The organism is Microcoleus vaginatus HSN003, from assembly GCF_022701255.1.
Lineage (GTDB): Bacteria > Cyanobacteriota > Cyanobacteriia > Cyanobacteriales > Microcoleaceae > Microcoleus > Microcoleus vaginatus_B.
In genome coordinates this window covers 4,083,306-4,108,031 of the sequence record NZ_CP031705.1, presented here as the reverse complement: position 1 = coordinate 4,108,031, position 24,726 = coordinate 4,083,306, and the positions used below count along the sequence as shown (strand labels likewise).

Annotated in this window: 32 protein-coding genes and 1 tRNA gene; 16 read left to right on the top strand and 17 right to left on the bottom strand. The window is 44.7% G+C overall.

Going from position 1 to position 24,726, the window contains the following annotated elements; translation table 11 throughout:
- Positions 1-29: 29 nt before the first annotated feature.
- A tRNA-His gene (locus D0A37_RS17855) sits at positions 30-102 on the bottom strand.
- A gap of 622 nt (positions 103-724) precedes the next feature.
- Between D0A37_RS17855 and D0A37_RS17850 the strand changes: the two genes are divergently transcribed.
- The 6 genes from D0A37_RS17850 (at position 725) to D0A37_RS17830 (ending at position 6,155) form a co-directional block, all read left to right on the top strand.
- Positions 725-1,762: a protein kinase domain-containing protein gene (locus D0A37_RS17850; protein WP_445242414.1), complete on the top strand. Its 1,038-nt coding sequence runs from the start codon at positions 725-727 to the stop codon at positions 1,760-1,762.
- A gap of 81 nt (positions 1,763-1,843) precedes the next feature.
- Positions 1,844-2,260: a GUN4 domain-containing protein gene (locus tag D0A37_RS29500; RefSeq protein ID WP_445242413.1), complete on the top strand. Its 417-nt coding sequence runs from the start codon at positions 1,844-1,846 to the stop codon at positions 2,258-2,260.
- 190 nt (positions 2,261-2,450) lie between these two features.
- Entirely contained in the window at positions 2,451-3,134 is a 684-nt protein-coding gene (locus D0A37_RS17845) for a manganese catalase family protein (protein WP_242716323.1), read from the top strand.
- A 240-nt stretch (positions 3,135-3,374) separates the two neighbouring features.
- Positions 3,375-4,118: a sirohydrochlorin chelatase gene (locus tag D0A37_RS17840; RefSeq protein ID WP_242716321.1), complete on the top strand. Its 744-nt coding sequence runs from the start codon at positions 3,375-3,377 to the stop codon at positions 4,116-4,118.
- Positions 4,115-4,924, top strand: coding sequence for a uroporphyrinogen-III C-methyltransferase (gene cobA / locus D0A37_RS17835; RefSeq protein ID WP_242716319.1), 810 nt, complete (start codon positions 4,115-4,117; stop codon positions 4,922-4,924). The genes D0A37_RS17840 and cobA overlap by 4 nt, the downstream gene beginning before the upstream one ends.
- 649 nt (positions 4,925-5,573) lie before the next feature.
- Positions 5,574-6,155, top strand: coding sequence for a cytochrome b (locus D0A37_RS17830; protein WP_242716317.1), 582 nt, complete (start codon positions 5,574-5,576; stop codon positions 6,153-6,155).
- Between the two features lie 450 nt (positions 6,156-6,605).
- On the opposite strand, the gene D0A37_RS17825 is transcribed toward D0A37_RS17830, so the two are convergent.
- Positions 6,606-8,861, bottom strand: a complete 2,256-nt coding sequence (locus tag D0A37_RS17825; RefSeq protein WP_242725596.1) for a transglycosylase domain-containing protein — start codon at positions 8,859-8,861, stop codon at positions 6,606-6,608.
- Here D0A37_RS17825 and D0A37_RS17820 point away from each other — a divergent pair.
- Positions 8,805-9,020, top strand: coding sequence for a hypothetical protein (locus tag D0A37_RS17820; protein ID WP_242725856.1), 216 nt, complete (start codon positions 8,805-8,807; stop codon positions 9,018-9,020). The genes D0A37_RS17825 and D0A37_RS17820 overlap by 57 nt on opposite strands.
- A gap of 322 nt (positions 9,021-9,342) precedes the next feature.
- Here D0A37_RS17820 and D0A37_RS17815 read toward each other — a convergent pair whose 3' ends face one another.
- The 6 genes from D0A37_RS17815 to D0A37_RS17790 form a co-directional block, all read right to left on the bottom strand.
- Positions 9,343-9,465, bottom strand: a complete 123-nt coding sequence (locus D0A37_RS17815) for a photosystem II reaction center protein J (protein WP_006635506.1) — start codon at positions 9,463-9,465, stop codon at positions 9,343-9,345.
- 69 nt (positions 9,466-9,534) lie between these two features.
- Positions 9,535-9,657 (bottom strand): photosystem II reaction center protein PsbL, encoded by a 123-nt coding sequence (gene psbL, locus D0A37_RS17810; RefSeq protein WP_242716315.1) that lies wholly within the window; start codon positions 9,655-9,657, stop codon positions 9,535-9,537.
- A gap of 9 nt (positions 9,658-9,666) precedes the next feature.
- A complete protein-coding gene (psbF, locus tag D0A37_RS17805) occupies positions 9,667-9,807 on the bottom strand; it encodes a cytochrome b559 subunit beta (protein ID WP_242716313.1) in 141 nt (46 codons plus the stop codon).
- A 20-nt stretch (positions 9,808-9,827) separates the two neighbouring features.
- Entirely contained in the window at positions 9,828-10,076 is a 249-nt protein-coding gene (gene psbE / locus D0A37_RS17800; protein ID WP_006635503.1) for a cytochrome b559 subunit alpha, read from the bottom strand.
- Positions 10,077-10,132: 56 nt separating this feature from the next.
- Entirely contained in the window at positions 10,133-11,101 is a 969-nt protein-coding gene (locus D0A37_RS17795; protein ID WP_242716311.1) for a photosynthesis system II assembly factor Ycf48, read from the bottom strand.
- Between the two features lie 31 nt (positions 11,102-11,132).
- Positions 11,133-11,468 (bottom strand): rubredoxin, encoded by a 336-nt coding sequence (locus D0A37_RS17790; protein ID WP_242716309.1) that lies wholly within the window; start codon positions 11,466-11,468, stop codon positions 11,133-11,135.
- A gap of 161 nt (positions 11,469-11,629) precedes the next feature.
- Between D0A37_RS17790 and ndhC the strand changes: the two genes are divergently transcribed.
- From ndhC to D0A37_RS17770, 4 genes are all read left to right on the top strand, one after another.
- Complete coding sequence (ndhC, locus tag D0A37_RS17785; RefSeq protein WP_006635500.1) at positions 11,630-11,992, top strand: photosynthetic/respiratory NAD(P)H-quinone oxidoreductase subunit C; 363 nt, start codon at positions 11,630-11,632, stop codon at positions 11,990-11,992.
- Positions 11,983-12,705, top strand: a complete 723-nt coding sequence (ndhK, locus tag D0A37_RS17780; protein WP_242716307.1) for a photosynthetic/respiratory NAD(P)H-quinone oxidoreductase subunit K — start codon at positions 11,983-11,985, stop codon at positions 12,703-12,705. Before ndhC ends, ndhK begins: the two co-directional genes overlap by 10 nt.
- Positions 12,698-13,201 (top strand): NAD(P)H-quinone oxidoreductase subunit J, encoded by a 504-nt coding sequence (locus D0A37_RS17775; RefSeq protein ID WP_242716305.1) that lies wholly within the window; start codon positions 12,698-12,700, stop codon positions 13,199-13,201. Before ndhK ends, D0A37_RS17775 begins: the two co-directional genes overlap by 8 nt.
- A gap of 145 nt (positions 13,202-13,346) precedes the next feature.
- Positions 13,347-14,117: a putative endonuclease domain-containing protein gene (locus D0A37_RS17770; RefSeq protein WP_242716303.1), complete on the top strand. Its 771-nt coding sequence runs from the start codon at positions 13,347-13,349 to the stop codon at positions 14,115-14,117.
- Between the two features lie 99 nt (positions 14,118-14,216).
- On the opposite strand, the gene D0A37_RS17765 is transcribed toward D0A37_RS17770, so the two are convergent.
- Positions 14,217-15,341, bottom strand: a complete 1,125-nt coding sequence (locus D0A37_RS17765; protein ID WP_242716302.1) for an IS630 family transposase — start codon at positions 15,339-15,341, stop codon at positions 14,217-14,219.
- Between the two features lie 75 nt (positions 15,342-15,416).
- On the opposite strand from D0A37_RS17765, the gene D0A37_RS17760 reads away from it, so the two are divergent.
- Together D0A37_RS17760 and D0A37_RS17755 are read left to right on the top strand one after the other, a co-directional pair.
- Entirely contained in the window at positions 15,417-15,749 is a 333-nt protein-coding gene (locus D0A37_RS17760; RefSeq protein WP_242716301.1) for a DUF6883 domain-containing protein, read from the top strand.
- An 18-nt stretch (positions 15,750-15,767) separates the two neighbouring features.
- Positions 15,768-16,016, top strand: a complete 249-nt coding sequence (locus D0A37_RS17755; protein ID WP_242716300.1) for a DUF4926 domain-containing protein — start codon at positions 15,768-15,770, stop codon at positions 16,014-16,016.
- Positions 16,017-16,128: 112 nt separating this feature from the next.
- Here D0A37_RS17755 and D0A37_RS17750 read toward each other — a convergent pair whose 3' ends face one another.
- Positions 16,129-17,397, bottom strand: coding sequence for an IS701 family transposase (locus tag D0A37_RS17750; RefSeq protein ID WP_242716299.1), 1,269 nt, complete (start codon positions 17,395-17,397; stop codon positions 16,129-16,131).
- A 118-nt stretch (positions 17,398-17,515) separates the two neighbouring features.
- Between D0A37_RS17750 and D0A37_RS17745 the strand changes: the two genes are divergently transcribed.
- The 3 genes from D0A37_RS17745 to D0A37_RS17735 are packed head-to-tail and all read left to right on the top strand — an operon-like array spanning position 17,516 to position 20,303.
- Entirely contained in the window at positions 17,516-18,178 is a 663-nt protein-coding gene (locus D0A37_RS17745; protein ID WP_242716298.1) for a type II restriction-modification system restriction endonuclease, read from the top strand.
- On the top strand, positions 18,175-19,638 hold the full coding sequence (locus D0A37_RS17740; RefSeq protein WP_242716297.1) for a class I SAM-dependent methyltransferase: 1,464 nt from the start codon (positions 18,175-18,177) through the stop codon (positions 19,636-19,638). The genes D0A37_RS17745 and D0A37_RS17740 overlap by 4 nt, the downstream gene beginning before the upstream one ends.
- Positions 19,639-19,682: 44 nt before the next feature.
- Positions 19,683-20,303: a Uma2 family endonuclease gene (locus tag D0A37_RS17735; RefSeq protein WP_242716295.1), complete on the top strand. Its 621-nt coding sequence runs from the start codon at positions 19,683-19,685 to the stop codon at positions 20,301-20,303.
- Between the two features lie 309 nt (positions 20,304-20,612).
- Here D0A37_RS17735 and D0A37_RS17730 read toward each other — a convergent pair whose 3' ends face one another.
- The 7 genes from D0A37_RS17730 to D0A37_RS17700 all read right to left on the bottom strand — a co-directional run bounded on the left by D0A37_RS17730 (position 20,613) and on the right by D0A37_RS17700 (position 24,654).
- Positions 20,613-21,278 carry a Na(+)/H(+) antiporter subunit B gene (locus tag D0A37_RS17730; RefSeq protein WP_242716293.1) on the bottom strand — a complete coding sequence of 222 codons (666 nt, stop codon included), beginning with the start codon at positions 21,276-21,278 and terminating at the stop codon, positions 20,613-20,615.
- Positions 21,278-21,862 carry a DUF4040 domain-containing protein gene (locus D0A37_RS17725; protein WP_242716291.1) on the bottom strand — a complete coding sequence of 195 codons (585 nt, stop codon included), beginning with the start codon at positions 21,860-21,862 and terminating at the stop codon, positions 21,278-21,280. Before D0A37_RS17725 ends, D0A37_RS17730 begins: the two co-directional genes overlap by 1 nt.
- Positions 21,852-22,139: a monovalent cation/H(+) antiporter subunit G gene (locus tag D0A37_RS17720; RefSeq protein WP_242716289.1), complete on the bottom strand. Its 288-nt coding sequence runs from the start codon at positions 22,137-22,139 to the stop codon at positions 21,852-21,854. Before D0A37_RS17720 ends, D0A37_RS17725 begins: the two co-directional genes overlap by 11 nt.
- Positions 22,136-22,366: a hypothetical protein gene (locus tag D0A37_RS17715; protein WP_242725593.1), complete on the bottom strand. Its 231-nt coding sequence runs from the start codon at positions 22,364-22,366 to the stop codon at positions 22,136-22,138. Before D0A37_RS17715 ends, D0A37_RS17720 begins: the two co-directional genes overlap by 4 nt.
- 145 nt (positions 22,367-22,511) lie before the next feature.
- Positions 22,512-22,895, bottom strand: coding sequence for a Na+/H+ antiporter subunit E (locus D0A37_RS17710; protein ID WP_242716287.1), 384 nt, complete (start codon positions 22,893-22,895; stop codon positions 22,512-22,514).
- Positions 22,892-24,322 (bottom strand): cation:proton antiporter, encoded by a 1,431-nt coding sequence (locus D0A37_RS17705; RefSeq protein ID WP_242716285.1) that lies wholly within the window; start codon positions 24,320-24,322, stop codon positions 22,892-22,894. The genes D0A37_RS17710 and D0A37_RS17705 overlap by 4 nt, the downstream gene beginning before the upstream one ends.
- Positions 24,319-24,654 carry a cation:proton antiporter subunit C gene (locus D0A37_RS17700; protein WP_015176833.1) on the bottom strand — a complete coding sequence of 112 codons (336 nt, stop codon included), beginning with the start codon at positions 24,652-24,654 and terminating at the stop codon, positions 24,319-24,321. Before D0A37_RS17700 ends, D0A37_RS17705 begins: the two co-directional genes overlap by 4 nt.
- Positions 24,655-24,726 lie beyond the last annotated feature (72 nt).

Genomic DNA, 24,726 nt, shown 5'->3' with positions numbered 1-24,726 from the left:
GATCGTATTAAACAGTTGAGAATCAAAAGGGCGAATGATGGGAATTGAACCCACGAATGGTGGTACCACAAACCACTGCCTTAACCACTTGGCTACACTCGCCATAACGTTTCTAACTATAGCATCAGATCTCAGCACAAGTCTAGGGGTAAGGCAAAAATATTTTGAAATATTTCTGAGCGTCCCTGAACCAGACAGATCGATTGTGCGTCAAATTCCAAGCACAGTAAGAGTTTAGCACAATTTTCGGTCTGCGCGATCGGCCTGTGCGATCGGCAATTATATCGCCCCCAGCAGCCATGCGGCTTGGGTTCGGTAGCTTTGGCAGCGTCCCGATTCGATCCAGCGCATTAAAATAGCCTTATCAGCCCAGGCGCATCTAAATTTTACACTCCAGTTGAATAAAACTCACATCTTGCCCCATTCTCAAGAACAGGCAAGATGCCTGTTCCACAAAGAATGAATTTCTTGTAGGATGGCTCTTCTAGCCCGCCCCTAAAAGCCTTATTGAGAATGGTGCAACATCTCAGATGAAATGCTTGTGGGGTTTCCCGCCCGCCCGAAAAATGCAACACAAGAAGCGGGACAGCTTATCCCACACCGCATGAGTTCTCAACCACCCCTCTTCTCTCTCTTCTCTCTTCCCTCTTCCTTCGCGCAGCTTCACATCTTCGCGGTTCGTTTAAAAAAAAGTCTTGTCCGCAATATAAAATCTAAAATCAATATGAGCTACTGTGTGAACCCTGAATGTCAAAATCCTCAAAACTCCAACGCCGCACAATTTTGCTTAAACTGCGGCTTTAACCTGGTGCTGAGACAGCGATATCGCCCGATTGAACTTTTAGGTAGAGGCGGATTTGGTAAAACTTTCCTAGCCATTGATGAAGACATCCCATCTCTACCCCCCTGTGCAGTCAAGCAATTTTATTTTTACGACCGCGATCCCAAAATTTTTAACAAAGCCGTTGAATTATTTCGGCAAGAAGGCGTCCGTTTAGACGAACTCGGAAAACACCCGCAAATCCCTACATTATTAGCCTGCTTTGAACAAGAAGGTCATATTTATTTAGTTCAAGAGTTTATAGGGGGATCGACTCTTAAACAAGAATTAGACAACAGTGTATACGATGAAGAGCAAATTTGGCAACTGCTGCAAGACTTATTGCCAGTGCTGCAATTTATCCATGACAAGCGCGTCATTCACCGCGACATCAAACCAGAAAATATTATCCGCCGCCAATCGGACAACAAACTCGTCTTGATCGATTTCGGCATTGCCAAACTGCTGACTGATTCAGCCATGCTTCGTCCAGCAACGCTCATTGGCAGTCAAGATTATGTAGCTCCCGAACAAATGCGTGGCAAAGTATTTCCTGCTAGCGACCTTTACAGTTTAGGTGTTACTTGCATTCGCCTAATGACGCAAGTTCCTCCCTTGGATATGTACGACTGCAACAACGAGCGCTGGTGGTGGCGCGAGTTTCTCCCCAAAGCCACGAGTATTAGCGATGAGTTAGGCGAAATTTTAGATAAATTGCTGCAAACTCCTCTCAATCAGCGGTACAGTTTGGCTGCGGAAGTTTTGCAAGATATCCAAGCAGCTTTAGATATTCGTCATCAAAATTTGCTGTCGCCCCAAAAACCGATCGCTCCTGCTCTCGGTAATAGCGACAACTCAACCGATATCAGCGCACTACAAGCTCCTGATTCCCCAATTTTACCGACCAATGCCGTCGCCCATTGTGCAGAACATTTTTCCTAATCGGTTAGTTCAAATACTTCAAATATCGAGCCCACCCTAATTTCTGCATGGGGAGTTGATTATACCAAACTGCGCGATTTTTTGTCTAACAAAAAGTGGAAAGAAGCCGATCGCGAAACTTGGGGCTTGATGTGTCAATCTCTTTCCCAGCCACCGGAAACTCAGCTAGAAATAAGCCAAATTTACCAGATACCCTGCGAAGATTTGCAAACAGTCGATCGCCTGTGGCTGCACTACAGTCAAGGTCGGTTTGGCTTCAGCGTCCAAAAGCAGATTTACGAAAGCGTTAAGGGAGACTATATCAGATTTTGCGATCGGGTCAATTGGCAAACCTACAATTCTACTACTACTTTAGGGCCGATTAAATTTAATCAGCAAGCACCAATCGGACACCTCCCCTCTCGCAGTTGGGTTGGTGGCATTCAGTGGCTGCGGCATCTCGATGCTTTATCGGCAAAATTAACCGAGTGCGACAATAATGCAGCTTGTAAATTGTAGTATTTGTACCGACTAACTAACTAAAATTTTAACTTTAAACTCTACCTGAAAGCAGAGAAATTTGTCGCGAGAGATGTATCCATTGACCGAGGCTCGGTGCGATCGCTTGTCGCACAATGGATGCTGAAGGCGAACACAGATAAAGTCTGCGATCCTGAGACACAACAGAATTAAAGAGAGGTATCAATCCATGTTTTTTCACAAAAAACAATTAATGGCGGCGGTGACTGTAGACGAAGCCAATCCCCGTTTTGCCCAATTGCTCCTAGAACAGTTTGGCGGAGCAACCGGAGAACTGACAGCAGCTCTGCAATACTGGGTGCAGTCATTCCACTGTGAAGATGCAGGGATTAAGGATATGCTTCAAGATATTGCGCTCGAAGAATTCAGCCACTTAGAAATGGTGGGTCAACTCATCGAAATGCACACCAAAAACTCTGACCAAACAGAAGCTTATAAAAGCACTTTGTTTGCGGTGCGCGGCGTAGGCCCACACTTGTTAGACAGCCAAGGTCAAGCTTGGACGGCTGCTTATATCAACGAAGGCGGAGAAGTGGTGCGCGATTTGCGCGCTAATATCGCTGCCGAAGGAGGAGCTCGCCAAACCTACGAAGAGTTGATTAAACTAGCACCGGATATGGGAACGAAAAAGACGCTGCAGTTCCTGCTGACTCGCGAAATTTCTCACACTCAAATGTTCATGAAAGCTTTGGAATCGGTGGGCAAACTCACCGATCCGATGTTCGGCAATATTCCCCCCGATTCCACTGTGGATCTCTACTTTAACTTGTCCACAAATGGCAAGGATGAACGCGGGCCTTGGAACTCGGAACCTACTTTCCAATACATTGCCGATCCCGCTCCCAAAGCTTAATTTAAGATTTGTGTAACCTGGGTGGCGAGTGAAGATTTAAGCCCAGTGTTAAGTAATTTTTAAGCCGCGCACCTTCTTTTGTAAGGTGTGCGGCTTATAAATTTTAAGCCCAGTGTTGAGTAATTTTTAAGCCGCGCACCCTAGGATATCGAACTTTTGTGTTGAGTAATTTTTAAGTGACGCGCCCCACGGTGTTATAATTATTTGAAATCCGGATCGAACATTAACATCCAATCTATATTGAAATTGCGATCATCCACCTATTTATTAGTTTCTCACGGCAGCCGCGACCCCAGACCCCAACAAGCTTTGGAAAACCTAGGTCAACTGCTGTCTCAAAATTCGGCTGAATCGTTCCCCGCAGTAGCAACCGCCACCTTAGAGCTCGGGCCCGCACCGCTGCACGAACAAATTTGCAGTTTTGGCGAACGTACCCTGTCGCTGGGAGTGACAGAATTGCAAATCATGCCTGTATTTTTATTGCCGGGAGTTCACGTCGCCGAAGACATACCGGCAGAGGTGGAACTTGCCCAAAAAACTTTTGGTGACAAGCTAAAAATTGAATTGCGCCCGCATTTAGGTTCCCAGAAAGCAGGCTTAACACAATTGGTAAAAAGTCAGATGCAAGAGGTGACTTTTCTGCCCAATCTGCTATTGCCAAAATGGATTTTATTATCTCACGGCAGCCGTCGCCCCGGAGGTAACTCGATTGTTGAGGAAATCGCCAGCCAACTCGGTGTACAAACAGCGTATTGGTCGGTAAAGCCGAGTTTGTCAGAGCAAATTGAGAGTTTGGTTCGTGGTGGACAGCAGCAAATAGGAATTGTGCCATACTTCTTATTTAATGGAGGAATTACAGATGCGATCGCCAAAAATGTCGCACAGCTAAAGCAGCAATTTCCTGCCGCGGAACTTCATCTCGCAAATCCTCTAGGGCCAAGTGTAGAATTAGCAGACTTAATTAGGGATTTAATTCAAAAATGAACCGCCGAGGCACAGAAGAGGTAAAGGAAGAAAGAAAAATGTCTTTAGGAAAAGTGTATTTAGTAGGTGCGGGGCCTGGAGATCCGGGTTTGATGACCTTGAAGGGAAAAGCTCTGTTAGAGTGTGCGGATGTGGTGATTTATGACGCTTTAGTCAGCCCTCAAATTTTGGCAGCAATCAACCCCCAAGCAGAACGAATTGATGCCGGAAAACGCAAAGGCCGTCACTCGTTAATGCAAGATGAAACAACTCAGTTAATGATAGAAAAAGCTGGAGATAATGCGATCGTAGTTCGTCTCAAAGGCGGCGATCCGTTTATCTTCGGCCGCGGCGGCGAAGAAATGGAAGAGTTGGTAAAAGCTGGAGTGTCGGTAGAAGTCGTCCCCGGCGTAACTTCTGGGATTGCGGCCCCTGCTTATGCGGGAATTCCTTTAACACATCGATCGTACAGTTCCTCTGTCACCTTTGTCACCGGTCACGAATCAGCGGGAAAATATCGGCCGGAGGTAAATTGGCAGGCGATCGCCCGTGGCTCCGAAACCATTGTAGTATACATGGGAATCCACAATTTGCCTTACATTATCGGTCAGTTGACCGCGGCCGAATTGAGTGCAGAAACGCCCATAGCATTAGTGCGCTGGGGAACGCGGCCGGAACAAGAAGAATTGATCGGAACTTTGGGTACAATTGTAGAGCAAGTTGAGGCGGCCGGATTTGCAGCACCTGCGATCGCGGTAATCGGAAACGTCGTCAACTTGCATTCAATATTGTCTGGCTGTCGGCCAGTTTCTCAGACTGTAGAATAAGGGGGAGGATGGGGTCAGAAGCGATCTAATTGCGATCGCTTTGATTTCGCTCCCTCTGATTTGGCTCGCCAGCGGGGATCAGGGCCCGCCGGTGTCATTCCGATGTCATTCCAGGACGCATCAATGACATATCGATGTCATAGCTCACTCTTGAGCGTTAGCTTTCGCGTGGCGACGGAAAGCAATCGCAGCATCTGTTGTTCATGGGTTTTGCCTCCAGCACTGGATGTCACCGCAAGCAGGCGGAAAATCTCGCGGTTTGTGGGCAATCATCGCGTGTTGTTGGGGGATAATTTGATAGTATTTTTCTGGGACGTTTTTTGAGGCTTTGCTTCCTGAGTTCCGGTTGCATAAATGTGGGTTTCGATTCCTGTACTGCAAGATAGAGTATTTTCTCCTTCGCCTTGGTCACCAGAAACCTACAGAATCTTAATCAATAGTTGATCTCAGATTGATAGAACTTGCATATATTGAATGACTCCGCCCAAAAATGGATACAAGCCTCCGACTTAAATCGTGGAGATATAAATATTTTAGACCCTAGTTCCAGCTCTCAAATTCATCTGTGGAGTAAATCTAAAATCTAAAATCTAAAATCTAAAATCGACTGACAGAACCCAAACACCATTCAATGTTTAGCAGGTATTCGATGAGTTCCCAATTAGTTCCCCAAGAAACAAAGCCCCAGCCTAGAGCAAATTCAGCCTTCAAGCAATTATGGTCAATGCACGCGGTGATGGCAACCTGTTATCTGCTGCTGTGGGTTGGGGGGTTTGGGATGGTAAAAATGCCAGACACTATACCATTACGAGGTAACGCTTATACTTTCCACAAATCGATTGGAGTCTTGACAATGGCATTGCTAACTTGGCGGATTTTCATTTTGCAGCGGGTTTGGTGGCGTAAGTACACGCGCCGGCTTCCCAAGTTTACAGGCGAGTGGATTCGCACGTTTCTATTGCACACGGCAATTTATCTGTTCATGGTAGCGGTTCCTCTGAGCGGATTTTTCCTCTCTAATTCATATAAGAGCGGGAATGTCCCTTTCTTCTGGGTTGCAACGTTGCCAGATATCTTTCCTAAAAATGCAGCGGTTGTAGATTTTGCAGGAGATTTACATTTCTGGATTGCTTATACTTTCCTGGCCTTTATTGTACTGCACACGATCGACCAACGAAAATATGTGCGATCGCTTTGGAGACGAACAACCCAAGCCATGAAAAAATCATAGCTCAGTTAACCCTAATTAGCCTGGAAATCAATAACCTATTGATTTCATTGCTCGCGGGGAGCCTTAGCTTTAGCTCAGTTTCTCAGACTGTAGAATAAATTTAAATATTGCATCTGTAGTCATTAGTCATAAGTAAAATGACTAAGCTACTCCGCATTTAAATTGCATGGTCAAATAAACTTTTACTCTTGTGATATCAATGCCGGTTGCACCGGAATGATGTTGACTGTTGACTGTTGACTGTGAATCGAACAACTGAAAATTGCGCCGAGATAGGTGGCGACTTGTAAAAATCATTCATAAATTGCCGTCTAATTTATCATTCCGATGCAGCCGGAAACGATATGAGAAGTAGAGGTTGGGCAGGAAAGCCAGCCCTCCACATACAATTTAAATGCACCACACCTTACTAACTACTAACTACTAACTAATGACTAATGACTAATGATTTCAACGCGCCACCTGCCGCATATACTCCCCCCACAACTGAGCGGCATTTCCACTACCTCCCGCAGTCGGAGAATTATCATCATTTCCCAACCAAACTCCTGTCACCAGTTGCTGACTCGGAATATAACCGACAAACCACAAATCTCTATTATCATTAGTTGTGCCTGTTTTTCCAGCTTCTCCTAACCCCAAAGCAGCACTGCTACCCGTACCTCCGCGCACCACACCTTGCAGCATATCAGTCATCGTATCCGCTACCGCTTCAGAAACTAACTGCCGATTGGCAATGCCATCTTTTTGATAGTCATAAATCACCCGGCAACTGTTAAAATCATTTCGATCTTTGCAATCGCTGCTGTCAATAATTCGCTTGATGACGTGGGGGCGATTTCCCAAACCCCGGTTCGCCAAAACCCCGAAGGCCCCGGTTAATTGCAACACATTAACTTCACTTTCACCTAATACTAAACCCGGGTTAGAACGCAGTTCAGAAGTAATCCCCAAACGCCTAGCCATTTGCACTACATTTTCTAAACCGACATCTTGTTGCGCTATTCTCAAAGCAACTGCATTTTCCGACTGTGCTAAACCCCGATACATATCAGCACTGCCGCTGCTTCTTTCGCAACCACTGTAACTTTGTCCTCCCCAGGAAAGGGGGGCGCAAGAATAAGTTTTATCGGGTGAGATTCCCCGTTCTAGGGCGGCTGCATAGGTGAAAATCTTAAATGTAGAACCGGGCTGTCTCAAAGCTTGAGTAGCCCGATTAAACTGACTTTTTAAATAATCTACGCCCCCAACTAAAGCTAAGACTTCCCCGGTTGTACTATTGAGAGTAACCACGGCTCCTTGAGAAAAACCTGCACTGGCTCCCACATTTTCAACAGCATTTCTGAGGGAACTTTCCGCCAACTTTTGCAACCCGGGATTCAAACCTGTTTCTACAATAAAATTGCCTTCTCGGGCTAACTGTTCCCCCAGCAAAAACTCCAATTCGTCAAATACATAACTGTAGAAATAAGGAGCGATCGTACTTTGCAGATATTGGCGGGCTTTGGGATTGATCTCAATTCGCGATCGCCTCGCGCGATCGGCTTCTTCCTGAGAAACCGTCCCCAGAGCGCGCATTCGTTCGATTACTCGATCGCGATACTGCACCGCTAACTGATAATTTTGAATCGGATTAAAACTGTTGGGAGCAGGCAAAATTCCCGCCAAAGTTGCCGCCTCTGACAAAGTTAAATCCTTCGCTGATTTGCCAAAATAAAACCGAGACGCATCCTCAAAACCGTAAAGGTCAATTCCCAAAAAGACGCGATTTAAATAAGTCAGCAACAGCTCGTCTTTGCTGTAATAATTCTCCAGTTTCAAGGCAACTACAGCTTCCCGCAACTTGCGTCCCGCAGAATCTTGAGTTCCCACATAATCTCGAAACAAACTCCTCGCTAACTGCTGCGTCACAGTGCTGCCACCTTCGCGAATTCCTCCCCCGCGAACATTGGTCAAAAGCGCGCGCAAAACTCCGATCGGATCTACTCCCAAATGCCAATTGTAGCGACTGTCTTCCGAAGCAAGTACCGCCTTGGATAGATAAGGCGAAAAGTCCTGCAATTGTTTTAATTCTAAGTGAGCGTTATTCTGAGGAGGACGCAGGGGAGTTTGCCCGTCGCGGGCGTAAACAATCACGGGGCCATTGATACTTCTTGGCAGAGGCCGCACTTTAAACTTTGTCGATTCCATGCCTACCAACACGGCAATCAAAGCGGTGATTCCGCTGACGCCGTAAAAGCTGTAACGCACAAGTTGCACATACCAAGGCGGCGGATATACGTACTGAATTCTGACAGCGGCGGCTAGTTCCGGTGGCCCTAAAGTGAACACGTCTCCGTGACGCAGGGACATACTTTTAACTCGCCTTTTGCCATTGTAAATGCCGTTTGTGGAGTCTTCATCTTTGATGACAAAAGGAGTCCGCCGCCGAGTATCGCGCGACAGGGATAAGTGCACGTGACTGACAACGGGATTGCGAACTACAATATCTGAAGATTTGGACGATCGACCTAATAAATATCGATCGCCCAACAGCGGATAAACCTCAGCTTTAGCTGCACCCGCATCCTGTACCCACAATTCGGGTACTTTGGCGTTCGGTTTCAGCGCTAGCTGGTTAAAATTAACCTTGGCAATAGTCTGGACTGCTTGGGTAATCGCACCCAAGACGGTTTGAGGTTTGCGGGGCGGCGGCGGTGGGGTCATATTTCGCTGTGCACTACGATCGAGCGATCGGCTCTTGCACCATTCTACTCGCAACTTTTGGCTAATTTCACGATCGGCCCCACAGAAGGAGGCGATCGTCGGCTAGTGGCGATCGATTTTGGGGTTATTGGTGAACCCGCAGGGCGAGCAGTTTCTTGAGCAAATCTCCACCCAATCACCAAAAATCCCGCTATCACGAGAGAATTAAAATATCATAAACTTGCCCAAAAATCAACACTTTAGAGCAAATTTCTCCCTAATATCGTTTCCGGTTGCATCGGAATAATAAAATCGAGTCAACAGTTAACACTCAACCATTCAGTTTTTCGACCCGCCCGTCAACAGTCAACAGTCAACAGTCAACAGTCAACAATCATGTATGAGTGCAACCGGAATTGATATAATTAACCCACACAATTCGCATAATTAAAACCCCCCTTTTTCAAGGGGGGTTAAAAGCCGAAAATCAGCTTGATTCTCCTTACATCGAAGAACCCAAACCGGCATAAGCACCGTAGAAGAACAGACTCACAATGCTCAAAACACCGAGGCCCGCGACAGTAGCTACCAGCCACAAAGGAATTCTGCCACTTTCACTAAACATAGCTATCACCTCACTAATTCACAGCTAAACAAATTCGATCGAACTATCGAAAGCAAACTCAGACACCAGTTAATTAAAGAAATAACTGGAAAACAAAATACCCAGAGTAAAAATCAACAACAGACCCAAATAAAGAGAAGTCCGATTTAACTCAACAGGCTGTTCATTGGGATTAGGAACGCGGGAAGGCATTGTAAACTCCTATCGTTGAATAAATTGCATTGCTGCGATCGCGCCCAAAAAGAAAATTGTTGGGACACCTAAAGTATGAACTGCCAACCACCGCACCGTAAAAATCGGATACGAAATTGGCTCATTGTTTGGGGTTCTGCTCGTCGTCATTTTTCCAAATCCTTCTTAAATTACTTGGCAATGAACTGATCTACTTGTTTCTTAGCTTCAAAGCGATCCGAGATAATCGGCACTTCTTCCCGCTGCGGTGTGAAATACTGGTTAGGGCGAGGAGTTCCGAAAGCATCGTAAGCCAAACCCGTTTGCACAAACAGCCATCCAGCAATAAACAAAGCCGGAATGGTGATGCTGTGAATTACCCAATAACGGATACTTGTAATAATGTCCCCAAACGGACGTTCTCCAGTTGTACCAGCCATTTAGAATCCTCCTTTCAACAACAAATTGACAGACAATCTCTATTACTATTCTACTATCAAGCAGCTTGCGCTGAACCTTGATATTTAAGTAAAGTACCGCTCGCGCCGATCACAAATCCGCGATCGGGGCCCATAAAGACAATCCTGTAAAAATTAGCGGGAACATCTTCAACTTCGCGGTCTTTTTGCCAAGTTTTCCCGCCGTCCAAACTGCACAGCAAATTGCCGCCGCCGCCGGCTACCCACACTTCATTATCAGTCCGGTAAGCCATGTCCAGCAAACCCCAACTCGCCTTGCGATCGGGAAAAAACGGTTTTCCCCAACCTTCAGGATTGGACGGGTCACTAAACTGAATCTGACCGCCGCGGGCGAGCATCCACAAACGCCCATCCTTGGTAAAGCCCATATTTTGCAGGCGACGAGAACTATTGCGGTTGTGAGGTTCCCAAGCTTCTTGTCCGGGTTTCCACACCGAGTAGAAATTGCCCTTCGAGGAAACCGCAACATACTGCCCCTCTTCAGAACGGTTGATATTGCGAACTACCCCAAAAGAATCCTGCACGACAGCTTTCCAATTTTTGCCGCCGTCAGAAGTCCGGTAAATCGCCCCGACATCGGTCGTCATCTCGGCGGAATTCGGGCCCAAAGCTGCGATCGTACTCGGAGAACCCGGCAACTGACTGCTCAAAGCAATCCGCGTCCAAGACTTACCCTCATCGTTCGTGTGGAGCAAAACAGAAGGCTGGCCGACAATCCAGCCTTCAGAACCCGAAAAACTCACCGACGCAAAACGCGACCTAGGATCGTCGATATCTAATGCTATAGACTTCCAGCTAGTGCCACCGTCAAGGGTTTCGAGCAAAGTCGCCTCCGAACCCACAACCCAGCCGTGTTGAGGATTGCCCGTAAAGGCAATATCCTGCAAATTAGCTTCCGTCGGCAAGGAAACCACTTGCCAGGGGTTGTAACTCACAGAACCGATGGTGCTGCAACTCGTACAGATGAGGGCAGCGGCCAATAACATTACAATTCGTTGCCAAAATCTCACAATCGTTTTACTGCAAACCATACATACTAAGTAAAAACAAGAAACCAACGACCAAGCCGCCAAAAATCAGCAAACTTTTCTGACCTTCGGTCATGCCGTTGACACCGACACCGTAGCGCTGATTTGCCTTAAATCCCGATACCCCTTCCATCTGACCGAGATTTTGAAACACCGATTTGCGCGCCCCGCAAACGGGACACACCCAAGTCGGGGTCACATCTGTAAAAGCAGTGCCAGGGGCAATTGCATTTTTAGGATCGCCCTTTTTAGGATTGTAGACGTAGCCGCAGGCTCGGCACTCGTGCCGATCGAGGGTATTAGTCTCAGTGGCTCGATCGCTCATAAATCCAAAAGAGTAGGTCAGCTAATCTTAAAATATACATTAAAAATTATTGCAGAAGATGGATGATTAATCTCAACCAACTCGTAATTTCAGCTACACAAAATCTATATAATGTAAAGACAAGTTACAGAACCCTTTCACCTAGGCAGTAATTATTCACCGTGTTTGCACTCAGCGGCTACGAGTATTTCTTAGGCTTCCTGTTAATTTCCAGCCTAGTCCCTATCCTCGCCCTCACGGCGTCTAAGGTACTGCGCCCGAAAAGTCGTCCCTACGACCGGCGCACTACCTACGAATCTGGCGTCGAGCCGATCGGCGGAGCCTGGATTCAGTTCAACATCCGATATTATATGTTCGCTCTGGTCTTCGTCATCTTCGACGTAGAGACCGTCTTCCTCTATCCTTGGGCAGTTGCTTTCAACCAGCTAGGACTTTTGGCTTTTATTGAAGCCTTGTTTTTTATCACAATTCTCGTTATTGCTCTTGTCTACGCATGGCGCAAAGGAGCCTTGGAATGGTCTTAAGTTCTGACACATCACAAAAAGCGCTTATCAACCCAGTCGAGCGCCCCGAAGTTACATCCCAACTCTCAGAAAACGTCATCCTGACAACAGTGGATGACCTCTACAATTGGGCGAGACTTTCGAGCCTGTGGCCGCTGCTTTTCGGCACAGCCTGCTGCTTCATCGAATTTGCAGCTTTGATCGGATCGCGCTTTGACTTCGACAGATTCGGCTTAGTACCGCGATCGAGTCCCCGACAAGCCGACTTGATCATCACCGCCGGCACAATTACCATGAAGTACGCCCCCATCTTGGTGCGGCTGTACGAACAAATGCCGGAACCCAAATACGTGATCGCGATGGGCGCTTGCACCATCACCGGCGGAATGTTCAGCATGGACTCCACCACAGCAGTCAGAGGCGTTGACAAACTGATTCCTGTAGACGTGTACATACCCGGCTGTCCCCCCCGCCCAGAAGCGATTATTGACGCAATTATCAAACTGCGGAAAAAAATCGCCAACAATTCCATGCAAGAACGGGCCAATTTGCTGCCAACCCACCGCTACTACACCAGACCCCACAAAATGAAAGTAGTAGACGACATTTTGGACGGCAAATACTTGTCTATTCCAGGCCGGATCGCGCCGCCGAAGGAATTGACGGAAGCAATGGGAATGCCAGTACCGCCGGCCCTGCTTGCAGGACAAAAACAGGAGGTAAACCGTGGCTGAGCAAGAATCTGCAATTGTTGAAGCCGGGAAGGTTTCCCAGTGGTTGACTCAGAATGGCTTTGAACACGAAGCTTTAGCGGCCGATAATTTGGGCGTGGAGATATTAAAGGTCGATCGAGACTTCTTAATTCCGATGTCAACAGCACTGTATGCCTACGGGTTTAATTATATGCAGTGCCAGTGCGCCTACGACCAAGGGCCCGGACAAGATTTAGTCAGCGTTTACCACTTGGCTAAACTGACAGATAATGCTTCCAAGCCTGAAGAAGTCCGCGTCAAAGTATTCGTACCCCGCGAAGATCCCAGAGTGCCATCAGTCTACTGGATTTGGAAAGCAGCCGACTTTCAAGAGCGGGAATCCTACGATATGTATGGCATTGTCTACGAAGGACATCCGAATCTGAAACGGATTTTGATGAACGAAGATTGGGTAGGCTGGCCGCTGCGGAAAGATTACATTTCCCCTGATTTTTACGAGTTGCAAGACGCTTATTAAGTGAGTTTTGCGAGGGCGGGTTTAGATCATAAAATTTGACTTTTGCGGTCAAGTTTTATGTGAAACTCGCCCTCGGTTTTTTTAGTCTATTGCTGTAGGGCGATGTTTTGTGATATTCTTAGTCTAAAAATTCTAATACCTCCGCATGACCTCAAACCCAAGTCGCAGACTCATTAATGATATCGAAGCTCTCCTGGCGACAAGCGCAAGGCTATTTGCGTCAGAAGGTTCCGTGCGTGAGGTGGCTCTCCTAGCAAATGCAGAGTATAGTATCAACTTGTGTGAGGAACAATACGGCCAAAACACTTACCACCTCTATCTTCAAGTTCCTGATTGGCTTTACTCGCAAATTTCTGACGATATTGAAGGATGTGAAAATCTAATTCTGGAGAAGGCAAGAATACTTCTCAAACCATACCCAGATGATTATTTAGCTTCTTTGAGTATTAGTCCAATTCTGAGCGCAGGTGAGGAGTGGCGCCAAAAAGCAAACAATTGGGTCACAGGTAAAGGAGTCAATAATCAAGGTCGTGTTAGGTCTGATAATATACCTTCGATAACAGTAGACGGGCTGTTCTTTCGTTCTCAGAACGAAGTGCTTTTTTACAAAGCTCTTAAATTACTTGGGGTACCCTTTGCTCCATTACCCGTTTTCATTAGAGGTGGTGAAAAATACAAAAGAATTGAACCAGATTTTGTCATTGTTAAAAACGGTGTTTTACTGGTTGTAGAAGTAGATGGTGATACTGTACACAACGAAACACCAGCAGAAGCACATGATAGGACAACTATGCTTGCCCATGAGGGGGTTCATATTGAGCGAATCCGAGCCTCAGAGTGCCAAACCCAAGAGCAGGCAAATGCCTGTGCAAAGAGAATGTTGCAGGTTATTGAAAAGATTAAATCTTCAAGGTAGATGACGTTGAGTCCGAAAGATTATCTGCATCCGGTGAGCTTGGCCGTTAAAGCGATCGCCGATTTCAAGATAAACTGAGGGCTGCTTATTCGTAAGCTGCTACGCAGCTAAACCGGATAAAATAGCATTGCCTTTATTTTTGATTTTTCGCTCCCATTTGATAACCATTTCTCCTTCATTTAATAATCTATGTAGTAATTCTGACAATTCTTCTACTGACTTAAACAGTCGATGTGCTATATATTCTTTCGCTGAATGCCAGACCAATTCAATCAAATTATAATCGGGGCTGTAAGGTGGCAAAAATTCTAAAATAATATGAGGCATTTCGGCTGATATTTGGCTCAGAATATCTTTCTTTTTATGAAAACTAGCATTGTCTAAAATAATTACAATCTTTATTCCTGATTCGGCAAAACTTTCAGCTTGATTACCCAGTTCTCTCCATTCTTGGACAATCGAATCATTTAAGGCATTAATTTGCTCATAAAACGTATTCGAGTCTCCTTTTTTTATTACAACAAAATTTAACCTTTTTTTGTCATAATATCTCAATCCACCCATGATATTTACTCTGCCTCTTCTCCTTTGACCTGTGATTTTTTTTCGACTACCTTGTTTACCCCAAGTTTTTCTTCTTATCACTCGCAAGCTAAATCCACTTTCGTCCCAAAACCATACCTGTAAAAGCTCTGGGGTTTGTTTTGTTATTTTTAAATACTCGGATAGCTTCTGTTTAAATACTTCTCTTTCAACGGGATTTTGTTTGTCCTCTAAACTATATTTAGCCCAAATGTAAACGTATTTTTTTTTATGTAATATCCTGGATATTTGGGAACCACTCAATTTAATTCCTGTGACTTTTTCTAAATATGTTGCTAGTCTGGCTGCCGTCCATCTCCCAAATTCATATCCATATTCTGCCGGAGCTTTATCGATTGTATCTATCAATATTTTTTCATACTCTGGAGTGACTTTGCGAAAATTACCTTGGCTTCTTTTATCTAAAAAACTATCCAAATTATCTGGGTCGCCATGAACTGACCAATAAGCTACCGTTGTGTAAGCAATCTCCATGAATTCACTGATTTGTTGATAACTTTTTCCGTCATTTATTAGCAATAAGATTAGAACTTTTTCCCTCACATAATTATCCTCAGACTCTTTTAATAGTTTAATGAGTCTCTGTTTTTGATTTTGAGATAGATGGTTTTTGGCTGGCATACATTATAACTAATTATCGCTTATTTTATATTTATATTATACAATCTAGCTGCGTATCAGCTTATCAGCTTTTCTATGCTCATTCCAAATGCAGAGAATGCAGTTATTGATATTCGTAAACTTCGTGACTACTGCCTCAATCCAGAACACGACGATGGTAAACACAAAGCGCGACTTTTTTCGTCAATTCTTGGGATGACGCCTGACAATGCTGAGGAATTGCGCCAAATTTTGGTTGAAGTTATTCAAACTCACGAAGCTCAGTTAGGGAGGCGGGATGGGTTCGGGCAACGCTACACCCTAGATTTCACGATTGAATGGCAAAATAGAAGTGCAACCCTTCGGAGTGGCTGGATTATTGAGCATGATTCCGAGATTCCGAGATTAACAACCTGCTATCCTCTGTAATGTCTGGAGGTAATAAGAGTGGCAAAGAATACAATTAAATTACTAGATGTCATTGCATTGACAGTTGACATTCCTGAATACAACCTGTGGCGCGGACAAGTAGGCACTGTGGTTGAACTGTTGGCTGATGGTGCAGCTTTCGAGGTTGAATTTAGCGATCGCAACGGACGCACTTATGAATCTGTCGGGTTGCATCCAGAGCAAATCATGGTGTTGTACTTTGAGCCAGCATCACCTGATATCAAACCCGAAATGGTTACAGCATAAGTGGCACAATAACTTGCGGACTTTATAAAAAATTGGATTTCAGGTTGATAAGTGAAAGAGCTAATAAACCTGCGATCTTTAATGATACCGTTTAACGGGACTTGAACAAAATTCAAGCCCAAACATAGCCCAAACCTGCTATGTGTATGGCAAATACGTCACCATTATCTTGGAGCCAACCGACAAATCTATAAGATATAGCCGTTCTAAAAGCTAACAAAGCATCAGTAAAAGTCTTTAAAGGTTTGTTTGCCCAACGCCGTCTCAATCCTCCTGTCAACTGTTGCCAAACAATAAAAGTGTAAGCGCAAAAAACTAATATCAAATGTCGGTGAAGGCTTTTTATGCTTCTCACTTGATATTCTTTTAGCCCTAACCAGCCTTTTGCCTCACGGTAAAACACTTCCACCCAATTACGTTGAGAATAAGTTGTAATTATCCATGTCCCTGTTGCTTGAGTCACCGCAGCGTTAGTAATTAAATAGTCAACCTCTGTCGCTTCAGATAAACTAGCAGCATTCATTACGATAGCTATTGTTCTAGTTCCTGAAAAGGCTGACATTTCTACTTCTACCGTTGCCACCCACACTGTTCTTGGGACTTCTAAATCTAATTGAATCGCTGTAAATGCTTGTGCCTGAAGTCTTTTCGCTAGTTCGTCTAGTCTAGTCTCTACTTTTATTTCATTACTTTTTAATTGATAAATTACTTTGCGGTTTTTCGCTAAGCCGGCTACATATTTTAACTTCTTTGATTCTAATTGCTTCAAAAATGTACTATTGTTCCCATACCCGGCATCTACTAATACTACTCCTGGTCGTAAGCCTAATTCCAGGCTTTTCTCTACCAATTTTAATGCTAGCTCTGGTTTTTTTATGAATGATGGGTCGGCTTTACCTCCAGCTAGTGAACTCGCGTGTTGATATAATTCAACGTCTAATGGTAGGCTTTTTACTCCATCATATAAATGGGTCGTCACTACCACTACCCCGTTGTCTGTTTTCCCAACTTCTCCTATATATTGTCGACCAACTCCAGCAGTTTCCTTACCACTTTTTCGATGTCCCGAATCATCTATTATTAAAGTAAAACCCCTTTTAAGCTTTGTTTGATTGCATTCCTGCATCACTTCTTTGCGTCGTTCGTTGAGCCGCTCGGCATCCCAGGTCGCTTCCGTCAAGAAATGGTGCAATCGGTGGTAAACCACACCTACGGCGTTATTAGACATCTGAGTGATGTTTTTTCGCTCGCTTGGACCCAATAATCCTCCCAAATAGTGTCTAAACCCTTTTTTTTGGGCTTGATGCCTGAAGACCTCATCGAACCGATGACACCATTTCTCAAAGCATGGGGGCATGGCGTCGGGCGTGGTTTCTTTCATGGGTGTGACGGGAACGTTAAATGCTTACCCTACTTACATTATAGCTTACTTATCTCTGATTTATTGTTTAAGTCCCGTTAATTGGTCAGCAAATTAAATAATCTGGTGGTTCATCAAAATGACGACTCTGACCGTAGAAATTCTTTGTCCTGAGGCGGCAATATTTTCAGCAGCCGAGTCTCAACACCCGGAACCTCTGCTTTACGGCATCACAGACGGAAAGGCTGTTGGGACATATTTGGAGCAAAAGTTTAGACTCTATCTCAAGCAGCAGTATGAATTTATAGATGGTAATTCAGCAAGCGGCATCGATTTCCCAGGGATATTAGTTGACGTGAAGGTAACAAGCATTAGGCAACCGCAGTCGTCATGTCCTTTCAAATCTGCAAGGCAAAAGATTTTTGGGCTGGGATATTCACTGATTATCTTTGTTTACGAAAAGACAGATAACAGTACCATCCGAAGTGCAACACTGAATATTTTGCATACAATTTACGTGAGTGCGGAAAGAACAGCCGATTTTCAAATGACCCGTGGAATTCGTAATATTTTAGACAATGAAGGCAATAAAGATGATTTGCTTGCTTTCATGTTTGACAAAAATTTACCTGTTGACGAAATTGAAGCAGGTAACATTGCAGACGAAATACTGACAAACCCACCATTGCAAGGTTTTTTGACGATTTCTAATGCGTTGCAATGGCGACTTCAGTATGGAAGAGTCATTGAGCGTGCTGGACAACAGGAAGGGGTTATCGCAGTTTATAAATCTAACCGATGAGTTCCAACGATCGCAAAACCAAACTAGAATATGGGGATTTTCAGACACCGCTGGAATTAGCCGAGATGGTGTGTCGGAAATTGATAGAACTTGATGTTAACCCCAAAGTCATCATTGAGCCAACTTGCGGGGTAGGTAATTTCATTGAAGCTGCTGCAAATTCCTTTCCATCCGCCAGCAAGATTATCGGGGTTGAAATCAATCAAAGTTATTTAAGAGAATTAAGAGCTAAGCATGAATTGTTACAGGATGAAAGATGTGAGGTTAAGCACGGAGATTTTTTTGAGTTTGACTGGACATCATTAATCAACCACTTTAATCATAGACTGCTTGTACTAGGCAACTTTCCTTGGGTAACAAACTCACAACAAGGAACTATTGGTAGCGACAATTTACCTAAAAAAAACAACTTTCAAAATCACATCGGCTTAGATGCTCTCACAGGTAAGAGTAACTTCGATATCTCAGAATGGATGCTAATTCAGACGGTGCAATGGCTGCAAAATCGCGATGCGGATCTGGCAATGCTTTGCAAAACTTCCACTGCTAGAAAGTTATTGAGTTACATTCATTCAAAAAAACTTAATCTCGCTAGCTGTGCAACTTACACAATAGATGCTAAAAAGTATTTTGGTGCAAATGTGGATGCGTGTTTGTTATACTGCAAGTTTGACTCAAGCTCACAAAACTACTTCTGCGATGTATTTAGCAGTTTAGAAACTTCTGACGGCCATCAAATCGGATATCACAACAATCTCCTGGTTAAAGATATAGATTCTTTCAATAAATTGAGTAATTTATATGCTGTAAATTCAGGAACGAAATGGCGATCGGGCGTCAAGCACGACTGTTCTGGCGTGATGGAGTTTCGGAAAATTGATAATTTGTTTGTCAATGGATTTGGGGAAGCTGTCGATCTTGAGGAAACTTATCTATTTCCGCTACTTAAAGGATCTGATGTTGCTCAAAATCGCATTAATTCTACCGATCGATATATCTTAGTTACTCAAAAATTCATCGGGGAATCCACCGAAAATATCAAAACTATAGCTCCTAAAACCGGACGTTATCTAGAGAAGTGCGGGCAATATCTAGATAATCGGAAAAGCAAAATTTATCAAAATAACCCTCGATTTTCGATTTTTGGAGTAGGCGATTATAGCTTCCAACCTTGGAAAATTGCGATTTGCGGGCTTTATAAAAAATTGGATTTTAGGTTGATCGGTGAAATAGCTAATAAACCTGCAATCTTCGATGATACTGTTTACTTTCTCAGCTTTGACAGCGAGAGAGTTGCACGTCAAACTTTTGAGCTTTTGAATTCACCTGTATCCATTAACTTTTATTCCTCGATCGTATTTTGGGATGAAAAGCGCCCGATTAAATCCAGCATTTTAAATTGTCTGAATCTAGCAATGCTGGCAGATTCGCAATTTGTAACCGCAGATGCACGCAGATAAACGCAGATAGATATAATTTATATTATCAGTAATTCTGAAAACCTATGACTCAAGCTTTACCCAAACTCGTCAACTTCGAGGAATTTGTGGAGTGGCTGCCTGAAAATTCGGCGGTACGCTACGAACTGCACAATGGAAATATTATTCAAATTGTACAACCAGTAGGCGAACACCAAGAAGTTACAGGCTTTCTTACTGTCGAAATTGCTGTTCAAATCAAACGCCTGAAATTGCCATACGGTATCCCTAACCAAGTGATAGTTAAACCTCCTGAAAAAAATTCGGGTTATTTGCCAAATCTGTTGGTGCTAAATCGTGCAAATCTGGTGAAGGAAACTTTGTGGCAAAAACAATCTGTCCTCAGTTTTGGTGGATCGATACCTTTGATAATTGAGGTTGTGTCAACCAATTGGCGAAATGATTACTATTTGAAATACGCTGATTATGAGGAGATGGGTATCCCTGAATATTGGATTGTGGATTATGCTGCGTTGGGTGGACGCAATTTTATTGGAAATCCCAAACAACCGACAATTTCTGTCGGTAACTTGATTGATGGTGAATATCAAATCCTCAAGTTTCGAGATAATGACCGGATTGTGTCCCAAACTTTTCCCGATTTGAACCTCACTGCAAATCAGATTTTTCAAGCTGGTTTAGTGTAAGCTAATATCTTGCCGTTCGGGAATATTTAACCGCAGATGCAAGCTGATAAACGCAGATGAGTAGACAGGAATTACTTATCAAAAGCAAAGAAACCGGGTTTTTGACCGTTTCTGCGGGTGTAACGCGTCTTTTCAGCAAAAAACCCCGGTTTCTGACTACTCGTGTGTAAGCCTTATAAACGTAAAATATCGTTTACGGTTCTTGCTGAATGATTAAACCGCAAAAAACACAGAGGATACAAAGTCAGAGTCAGAGAATGAGAGAGATGAATAATTTTGATGCCAATGGATTTGAGATCGGAACATTTGTTATAGCAATCCGCGATAGCGAATAAACACCAACATCACCGCCCACGATCCTAATGCGACTTTGACTGCAACTAGGATATTGAGCAAGGGGAGAATGCCACCGCTCAAAAGCGTGCCTAACTCTCCGTGGGGTAACTCATATCCTGACAGAGTGATAACTGACAATACAATAAAAACAAGCACCGAAATCTTCTCCAAAGTCGCGGCGTGCCAGCGCTTGTAGATTTCTTGCATCCACTGCGGTGATGAGGTAATCGCTACCAAGCCGATCGCAGTTCCGCCCGCTACACCCGCGGCAAAACCACCGCCTGGACTTAAATGCCCGCGAATTGCTAGTTCGATACCCACCAAGGCGGCAATCGTCGCTCCCAATCGCGCCAAAATAATCGATGGTTGATCGGTAAACTGATATATGGCGCAGGACGGCTTTTCATTTGCTAGCATAAAACTTGCACCCAAGATGGCGATCGTAAATACCACGACTTCAAAGATCGTGTCGTACAGCCGATTTCGCAAAATGATACCGGAAACCGCATTGGGTACTCCACTATCTTGAACAACCAATTCGACGATCGAACTTTGCTGCGATAAGTCCATTGTTGGATTGGCGATAAGCAGCATTTTGACAAACAGCGCTATCCCTGATAAAAAGTAAACCCACTTCATCAATGCTTATCCTCTGTGTCTGGTGTATTTACATAGGTTAGGGTTGTCCCCGGTGATGAAAGTTCGGTTTGCATGATGTCATAGACACGCCGAACTCTGATTGCGGTGTGATAAAGCGCTTCGCCGCTGTGTTCTAGTTGGTCTTCTGGGGAACAAGCTGCATGAACTTCTTTTTCCATCAGCGCCCGCTGCAATGCCTGTGCACTCGCATAGGGAACCAATTCCAGGCGCATATGGCGTTTCTGAAAAACTGTGCGGATGTCCTCTATCAGTTGCTTAAAATGACCTGCGGTTTTGTCGTTTCGTATAACATCGCCCTCTGTTCCCTCTTCGATTACACCCAGACGCAGCACGAGGGATGAACGCACCGTCACTGCATAAAGTGTAATCGCCAGCAGGGTTCCCATCAAGGCTTCGGTCAATGCCACATCCGCCGCGCCTAAAATCGCGTATACCAAGGCAGCGATCGCTCCCAATACCCCCCGTAGTACCAATGCGTGGTATGGATTGACCTGAAATACCACCATACAAGCAGCTAAGGGTAGCAGAGCGACGAGGACATAAATGTAGCTATTATCGTTCATAGTTACTCCCTGTTGTGGAACAATAGGCCAACACATATCCCAGCATTGTGTTCCAGATTGCTAAGCAAATGAGCGCCAGAATCAGCAGGGGCCATTTACTGGGTATTTTCAGCAGCAATCCAACGACGATCAACATTGACCCAAGCGTATCTGCTACCGAAAGACTGTGCAGTTTATACAAAACCGATCGCTTGCCCAGTAGGTAAGAAGTACCCCAAAACCAAAAAACAATTCCTATACCGATGCAGGTATAGCTCAATACATTTATTACGATCATGCGTCACTGATACGTTTGATTATATGTGCCAACAACATCAAGCCCGCATTACCCACACTGAGGATAATCGCCGCCACCACACCGATCATCCAATCATCGCGCCAGACTGATATGACGAGAGCGATGATTGCCGTCTTCGTCGAAATACTCGCAAACGCCAACATTGTCTGCCAGATATCATGATCTTTCCATACCTCGTACATGGGTATGAGCAAAGCCAAAATCATGGCAATTAGGATTAAGTTGTTTAAGTTGTTCAATTATCTGCCATCCTGATTTTTCTTACTTAGCTCAATCGAAATTATTCATTTCTCTCTTTTATTCTCTGACTCTGCCTCAAGAGCGGTTAAATCCTTCTGAAACAAAGTTTAGCTACGTGTTTGATGTCCGTCGCACTCGGTGTACTTCGTAAAAACCGTCTTCGTGATATTTCACCACAATTGTCTTAGGTGTAAAAGTGATCAGCAATACATCTAGGAATATCAGCAGGGGCGATCGATGGTTTGGCACTTTTTCCATGATCACATCTTCGTGTCTATGGGGGCGGAAGATGAGTTCAAAAGCTTCCAGATAAGCTATCGGAATCGCCCTGAAGATGTTACCCAACACCCCCAACCATTCCCTCAAAGGTTCCGGGGGTGCGTAGCTGCGTGGCAACAGGGCAGCAATGATGATGCCGATCGCAATATTTGCAAAACTAAAATCGGCAGTAAGTAGAAACCAGATCGTCAGTCTTAATATTAGCTGTCCAATCATGTGGGTAATGCCATCCAGAATAGTAGGAGCGAAATCAAGCTCATAAAACCGACCAAATGATCGAATTCTTCAAGCATACGTGGCAGTTTGATTGCCGTGCGTTGAAAAATTAGAAAATAGGCTGACCAACCAACGCCGAGGATGGCGATCGCCTTAAGCATATTTTCCAGCGTATAAGCCTGAATATCAAAAGCATTGGCTCCAATCAGCCCAGCTAGCAACAGCAACACCGCAGGCCAAAAACCGGGTTTGACTGCTGTTTGTCCGCCACGGGGTAGAAAGATGAATTTAGCAAAAGAGATTGCTGTTCCGACTGCTGCGACATTCATCGCGATCGCTTGCCAGGAACCCAAATTCTTCACCGTTAACGTCTTTGCCCCAAAGCCAACCAACATGGGAAAGCCAGAGATTGATAAGCTAGCTATGACTAAGGCAATCCAGATCTTGGTATCGATCGGCTTCTGTTTCAATTCTTTCAGATTGCGACTCGGTAACGATCCTGCAATCAGAAACAGCGACGATTTGACCAAACCGTGGGCCAGCGCATAAAACCCACCCACGGACGGTGCAGCGAGGATAAAGCCCAACTGCGAAACCGTGTGAAAAGCCAACATCCGTTTGCTATCTTTTTCTAAAACGGCATAGAACACGCCCAGCAGCGCCGTCCCGACGCCAAAAATTTGGACGATGGGTGCCACCTCCTCCACCATCAGCGCACAGCGCACGAGGGGATATACCCCCGCTTTGACAACAATTCCTGACAGCAAAGCCGATACAGGCGTTTCTGATTCCGAGTGAGTTAACGGTAGCCATAACCCCGATACAAACACACCTCCCTTAACCAAGAGTCCCATAAATATCAGAGCGATCGCCTCTGGGGGCGCTGCACCCAAGCCGGCAAAACTAAACGAACTACTTGCCTTATAAACCAGCACGGCACCTACGAGATAAAACAGCATTGCCGTGTTGCTAATAAATAGATAGCGCAAAGCCACCCAAATCGAGCGATCGGTGCGAGGATAGGCAATCAAGAGAAACGCCGCAATGCCGCTGACCTCTAACCCTACATATAAACTGATAAAGTCCGTAGAGGCAAAGGCCGCATTCAGGCTGCCGTGTACCATCAGAATCTGTGCATAAAAAAATGCCGTCTTATCTGTGGGCCAACAGTAGATAATCACCGCTGCTGTGACTAAGGCATTGGTTAAGATGAAAAAGCCGCTCAAGCGATCGACTAACAACGTGACACTGAAATTATCCAGTAATTCCAGCGTCACCGCTGACGGGATAGCAAAAAGCAGGAACGCATAGGCAGCAGATACGAGCGCTCCGAATATTGCCAGATACTTGTCAAACTTCGGAATCAAGTAAATAGTAAACCCGACAAAAAACGGGAGTCCAATCCAGGCTAGCGTCAGGGTATTCATGGGGTATTATTCATCTCGATTTCGTTACTTTCTAATGTCGGATTATCTCGTGCCAGCTTCATCACACTGACCAGCATTAAAGCCTGAATCGAAAAGCCGATCACGATCGCCGTTAAGATCACCGCCTGGGGCACCGGATCTGCGTAAGCGACATTTTTCCCTTTTGAAATAATTGGTGTCAGCCAGCCTTCTCGCGATGCCACCACCACGTAATAGGCTATAACCCCTGTACTCATGACATCCATACAGACGATTTTCATGATCAGGTTCTTTTTAAAGATGATACCAAAAAATCCGCAAAATACTGTCGCCAATACCAATGCTTCTAACATGGAAATTGCCTGTTGGATAAGGGGTTTTTGTTATTATATTTGAAGAGACGTATATTATTTCTAATGAGACTT

Bases quoted from the DNA above. Each gene is read 5' to 3' on its own strand.
- D0A37_RS17850 (WP_445242414.1), top strand. From the start codon at position 725: ATGAGCTACTGTGTGAACCCTGAATGTCAAAATCCTCAAAACTCCAAC.
- D0A37_RS17845 (WP_242716323.1), top strand. From the start codon at position 2,451: ATGTTTTTTCACAAAAAACAATTAATGGCGGCGGTGACTGTAGACGAA.
- cobA (WP_242716319.1), top strand. From the start codon at position 4,115: ATGAACCGCCGAGGCACAGAAGAGGTAAAGGAAGAAAGAAAAATGTCT.
- D0A37_RS17830 (WP_242716317.1), top strand. From the start codon at position 5,574: ATGAGTTCCCAATTAGTTCCCCAAGAAACAAAGCCCCAGCCTAGAGCA.
- D0A37_RS17825 (WP_242725596.1), bottom strand. From the start codon at position 8,861: ATGACCCCACCGCCGCCGCCCCGCAAACCTCAAACCGTCTTGGGTGCG.
- D0A37_RS17815 (WP_006635506.1), bottom strand. From the start codon at position 9,465: ATGTTTAGTGAAAGTGGCAGAATTCCTTTGTGGCTGGTAGCTACTGTC.
- psbL (WP_242716315.1), bottom strand. From the start codon at position 9,657: ATGCCTTCCCGCGTTCCTAATCCCAATGAACAGCCTGTTGAGTTAAAT.
- psbF (WP_242716313.1), bottom strand. From the start codon at position 9,807: ATGACGACGAGCAGAACCCCAAACAATGAGCCAATTTCGTATCCGATT.
- psbE (WP_006635503.1), bottom strand. From the start codon at position 10,076: ATGGCTGGTACAACTGGAGAACGTCCGTTTGGGGACATTATTACAAGT.
- D0A37_RS17795 (WP_242716311.1), bottom strand. From the start codon at position 11,101: ATGTTATTGGCCGCTGCCCTCATCTGTACGAGTTGCAGCACCATCGGT.
- D0A37_RS17790 (WP_242716309.1), bottom strand. From the start codon at position 11,468: ATGAGCGATCGAGCCACTGAGACTAATACCCTCGATCGGCACGAGTGC.
- ndhK (WP_242716307.1), top strand. From the start codon at position 11,983: ATGGTCTTAAGTTCTGACACATCACAAAAAGCGCTTATCAACCCAGTC.
- D0A37_RS17770 (WP_242716303.1), top strand. From the start codon at position 13,347: ATGACCTCAAACCCAAGTCGCAGACTCATTAATGATATCGAAGCTCTC.
- D0A37_RS17765 (WP_242716302.1), bottom strand. From the start codon at position 15,341: ATGCCAGCCAAAAACCATCTATCTCAAAATCAAAAACAGAGACTCATT.
- D0A37_RS17760 (WP_242716301.1), top strand. From the start codon at position 15,417: ATGCTCATTCCAAATGCAGAGAATGCAGTTATTGATATTCGTAAACTT.
- D0A37_RS17750 (WP_242716299.1), bottom strand. From the start codon at position 17,397: ATGAAAGAAACCACGCCCGACGCCATGCCCCCATGCTTTGAGAAATGG.
- D0A37_RS17745 (WP_242716298.1), top strand. From the start codon at position 17,516: ATGACGACTCTGACCGTAGAAATTCTTTGTCCTGAGGCGGCAATATTT.
- D0A37_RS17740 (WP_242716297.1), top strand. From the start codon at position 18,175: ATGAGTTCCAACGATCGCAAAACCAAACTAGAATATGGGGATTTTCAG.
- D0A37_RS17735 (WP_242716295.1), top strand. From the start codon at position 19,683: ATGACTCAAGCTTTACCCAAACTCGTCAACTTCGAGGAATTTGTGGAG.
- D0A37_RS17730 (WP_242716293.1), bottom strand. From the start codon at position 21,278: ATGAAGTGGGTTTACTTTTTATCAGGGATAGCGCTGTTTGTCAAAATG.
- D0A37_RS17725 (WP_242716291.1), bottom strand. From the start codon at position 21,862: ATGAACGATAATAGCTACATTTATGTCCTCGTCGCTCTGCTACCCTTA.
- D0A37_RS17720 (WP_242716289.1), bottom strand. From the start codon at position 22,139: ATGATCGTAATAAATGTATTGAGCTATACCTGCATCGGTATAGGAATT.
- D0A37_RS17715 (WP_242725593.1), bottom strand. From the start codon at position 22,366: ATGATTTTGGCTTTGCTCATACCCATGTACGAGGTATGGAAAGATCAT.
- D0A37_RS17710 (WP_242716287.1), bottom strand. From the start codon at position 22,895: ATGATTGGACAGCTAATATTAAGACTGACGATCTGGTTTCTACTTACT.
- D0A37_RS17705 (WP_242716285.1), bottom strand. From the start codon at position 24,322: ATGAATACCCTGACGCTAGCCTGGATTGGACTCCCGTTTTTTGTCGGG.
- D0A37_RS17700 (WP_015176833.1), bottom strand. From the start codon at position 24,654: ATGTTAGAAGCATTGGTATTGGCGACAGTATTTTGCGGATTTTTTGGT.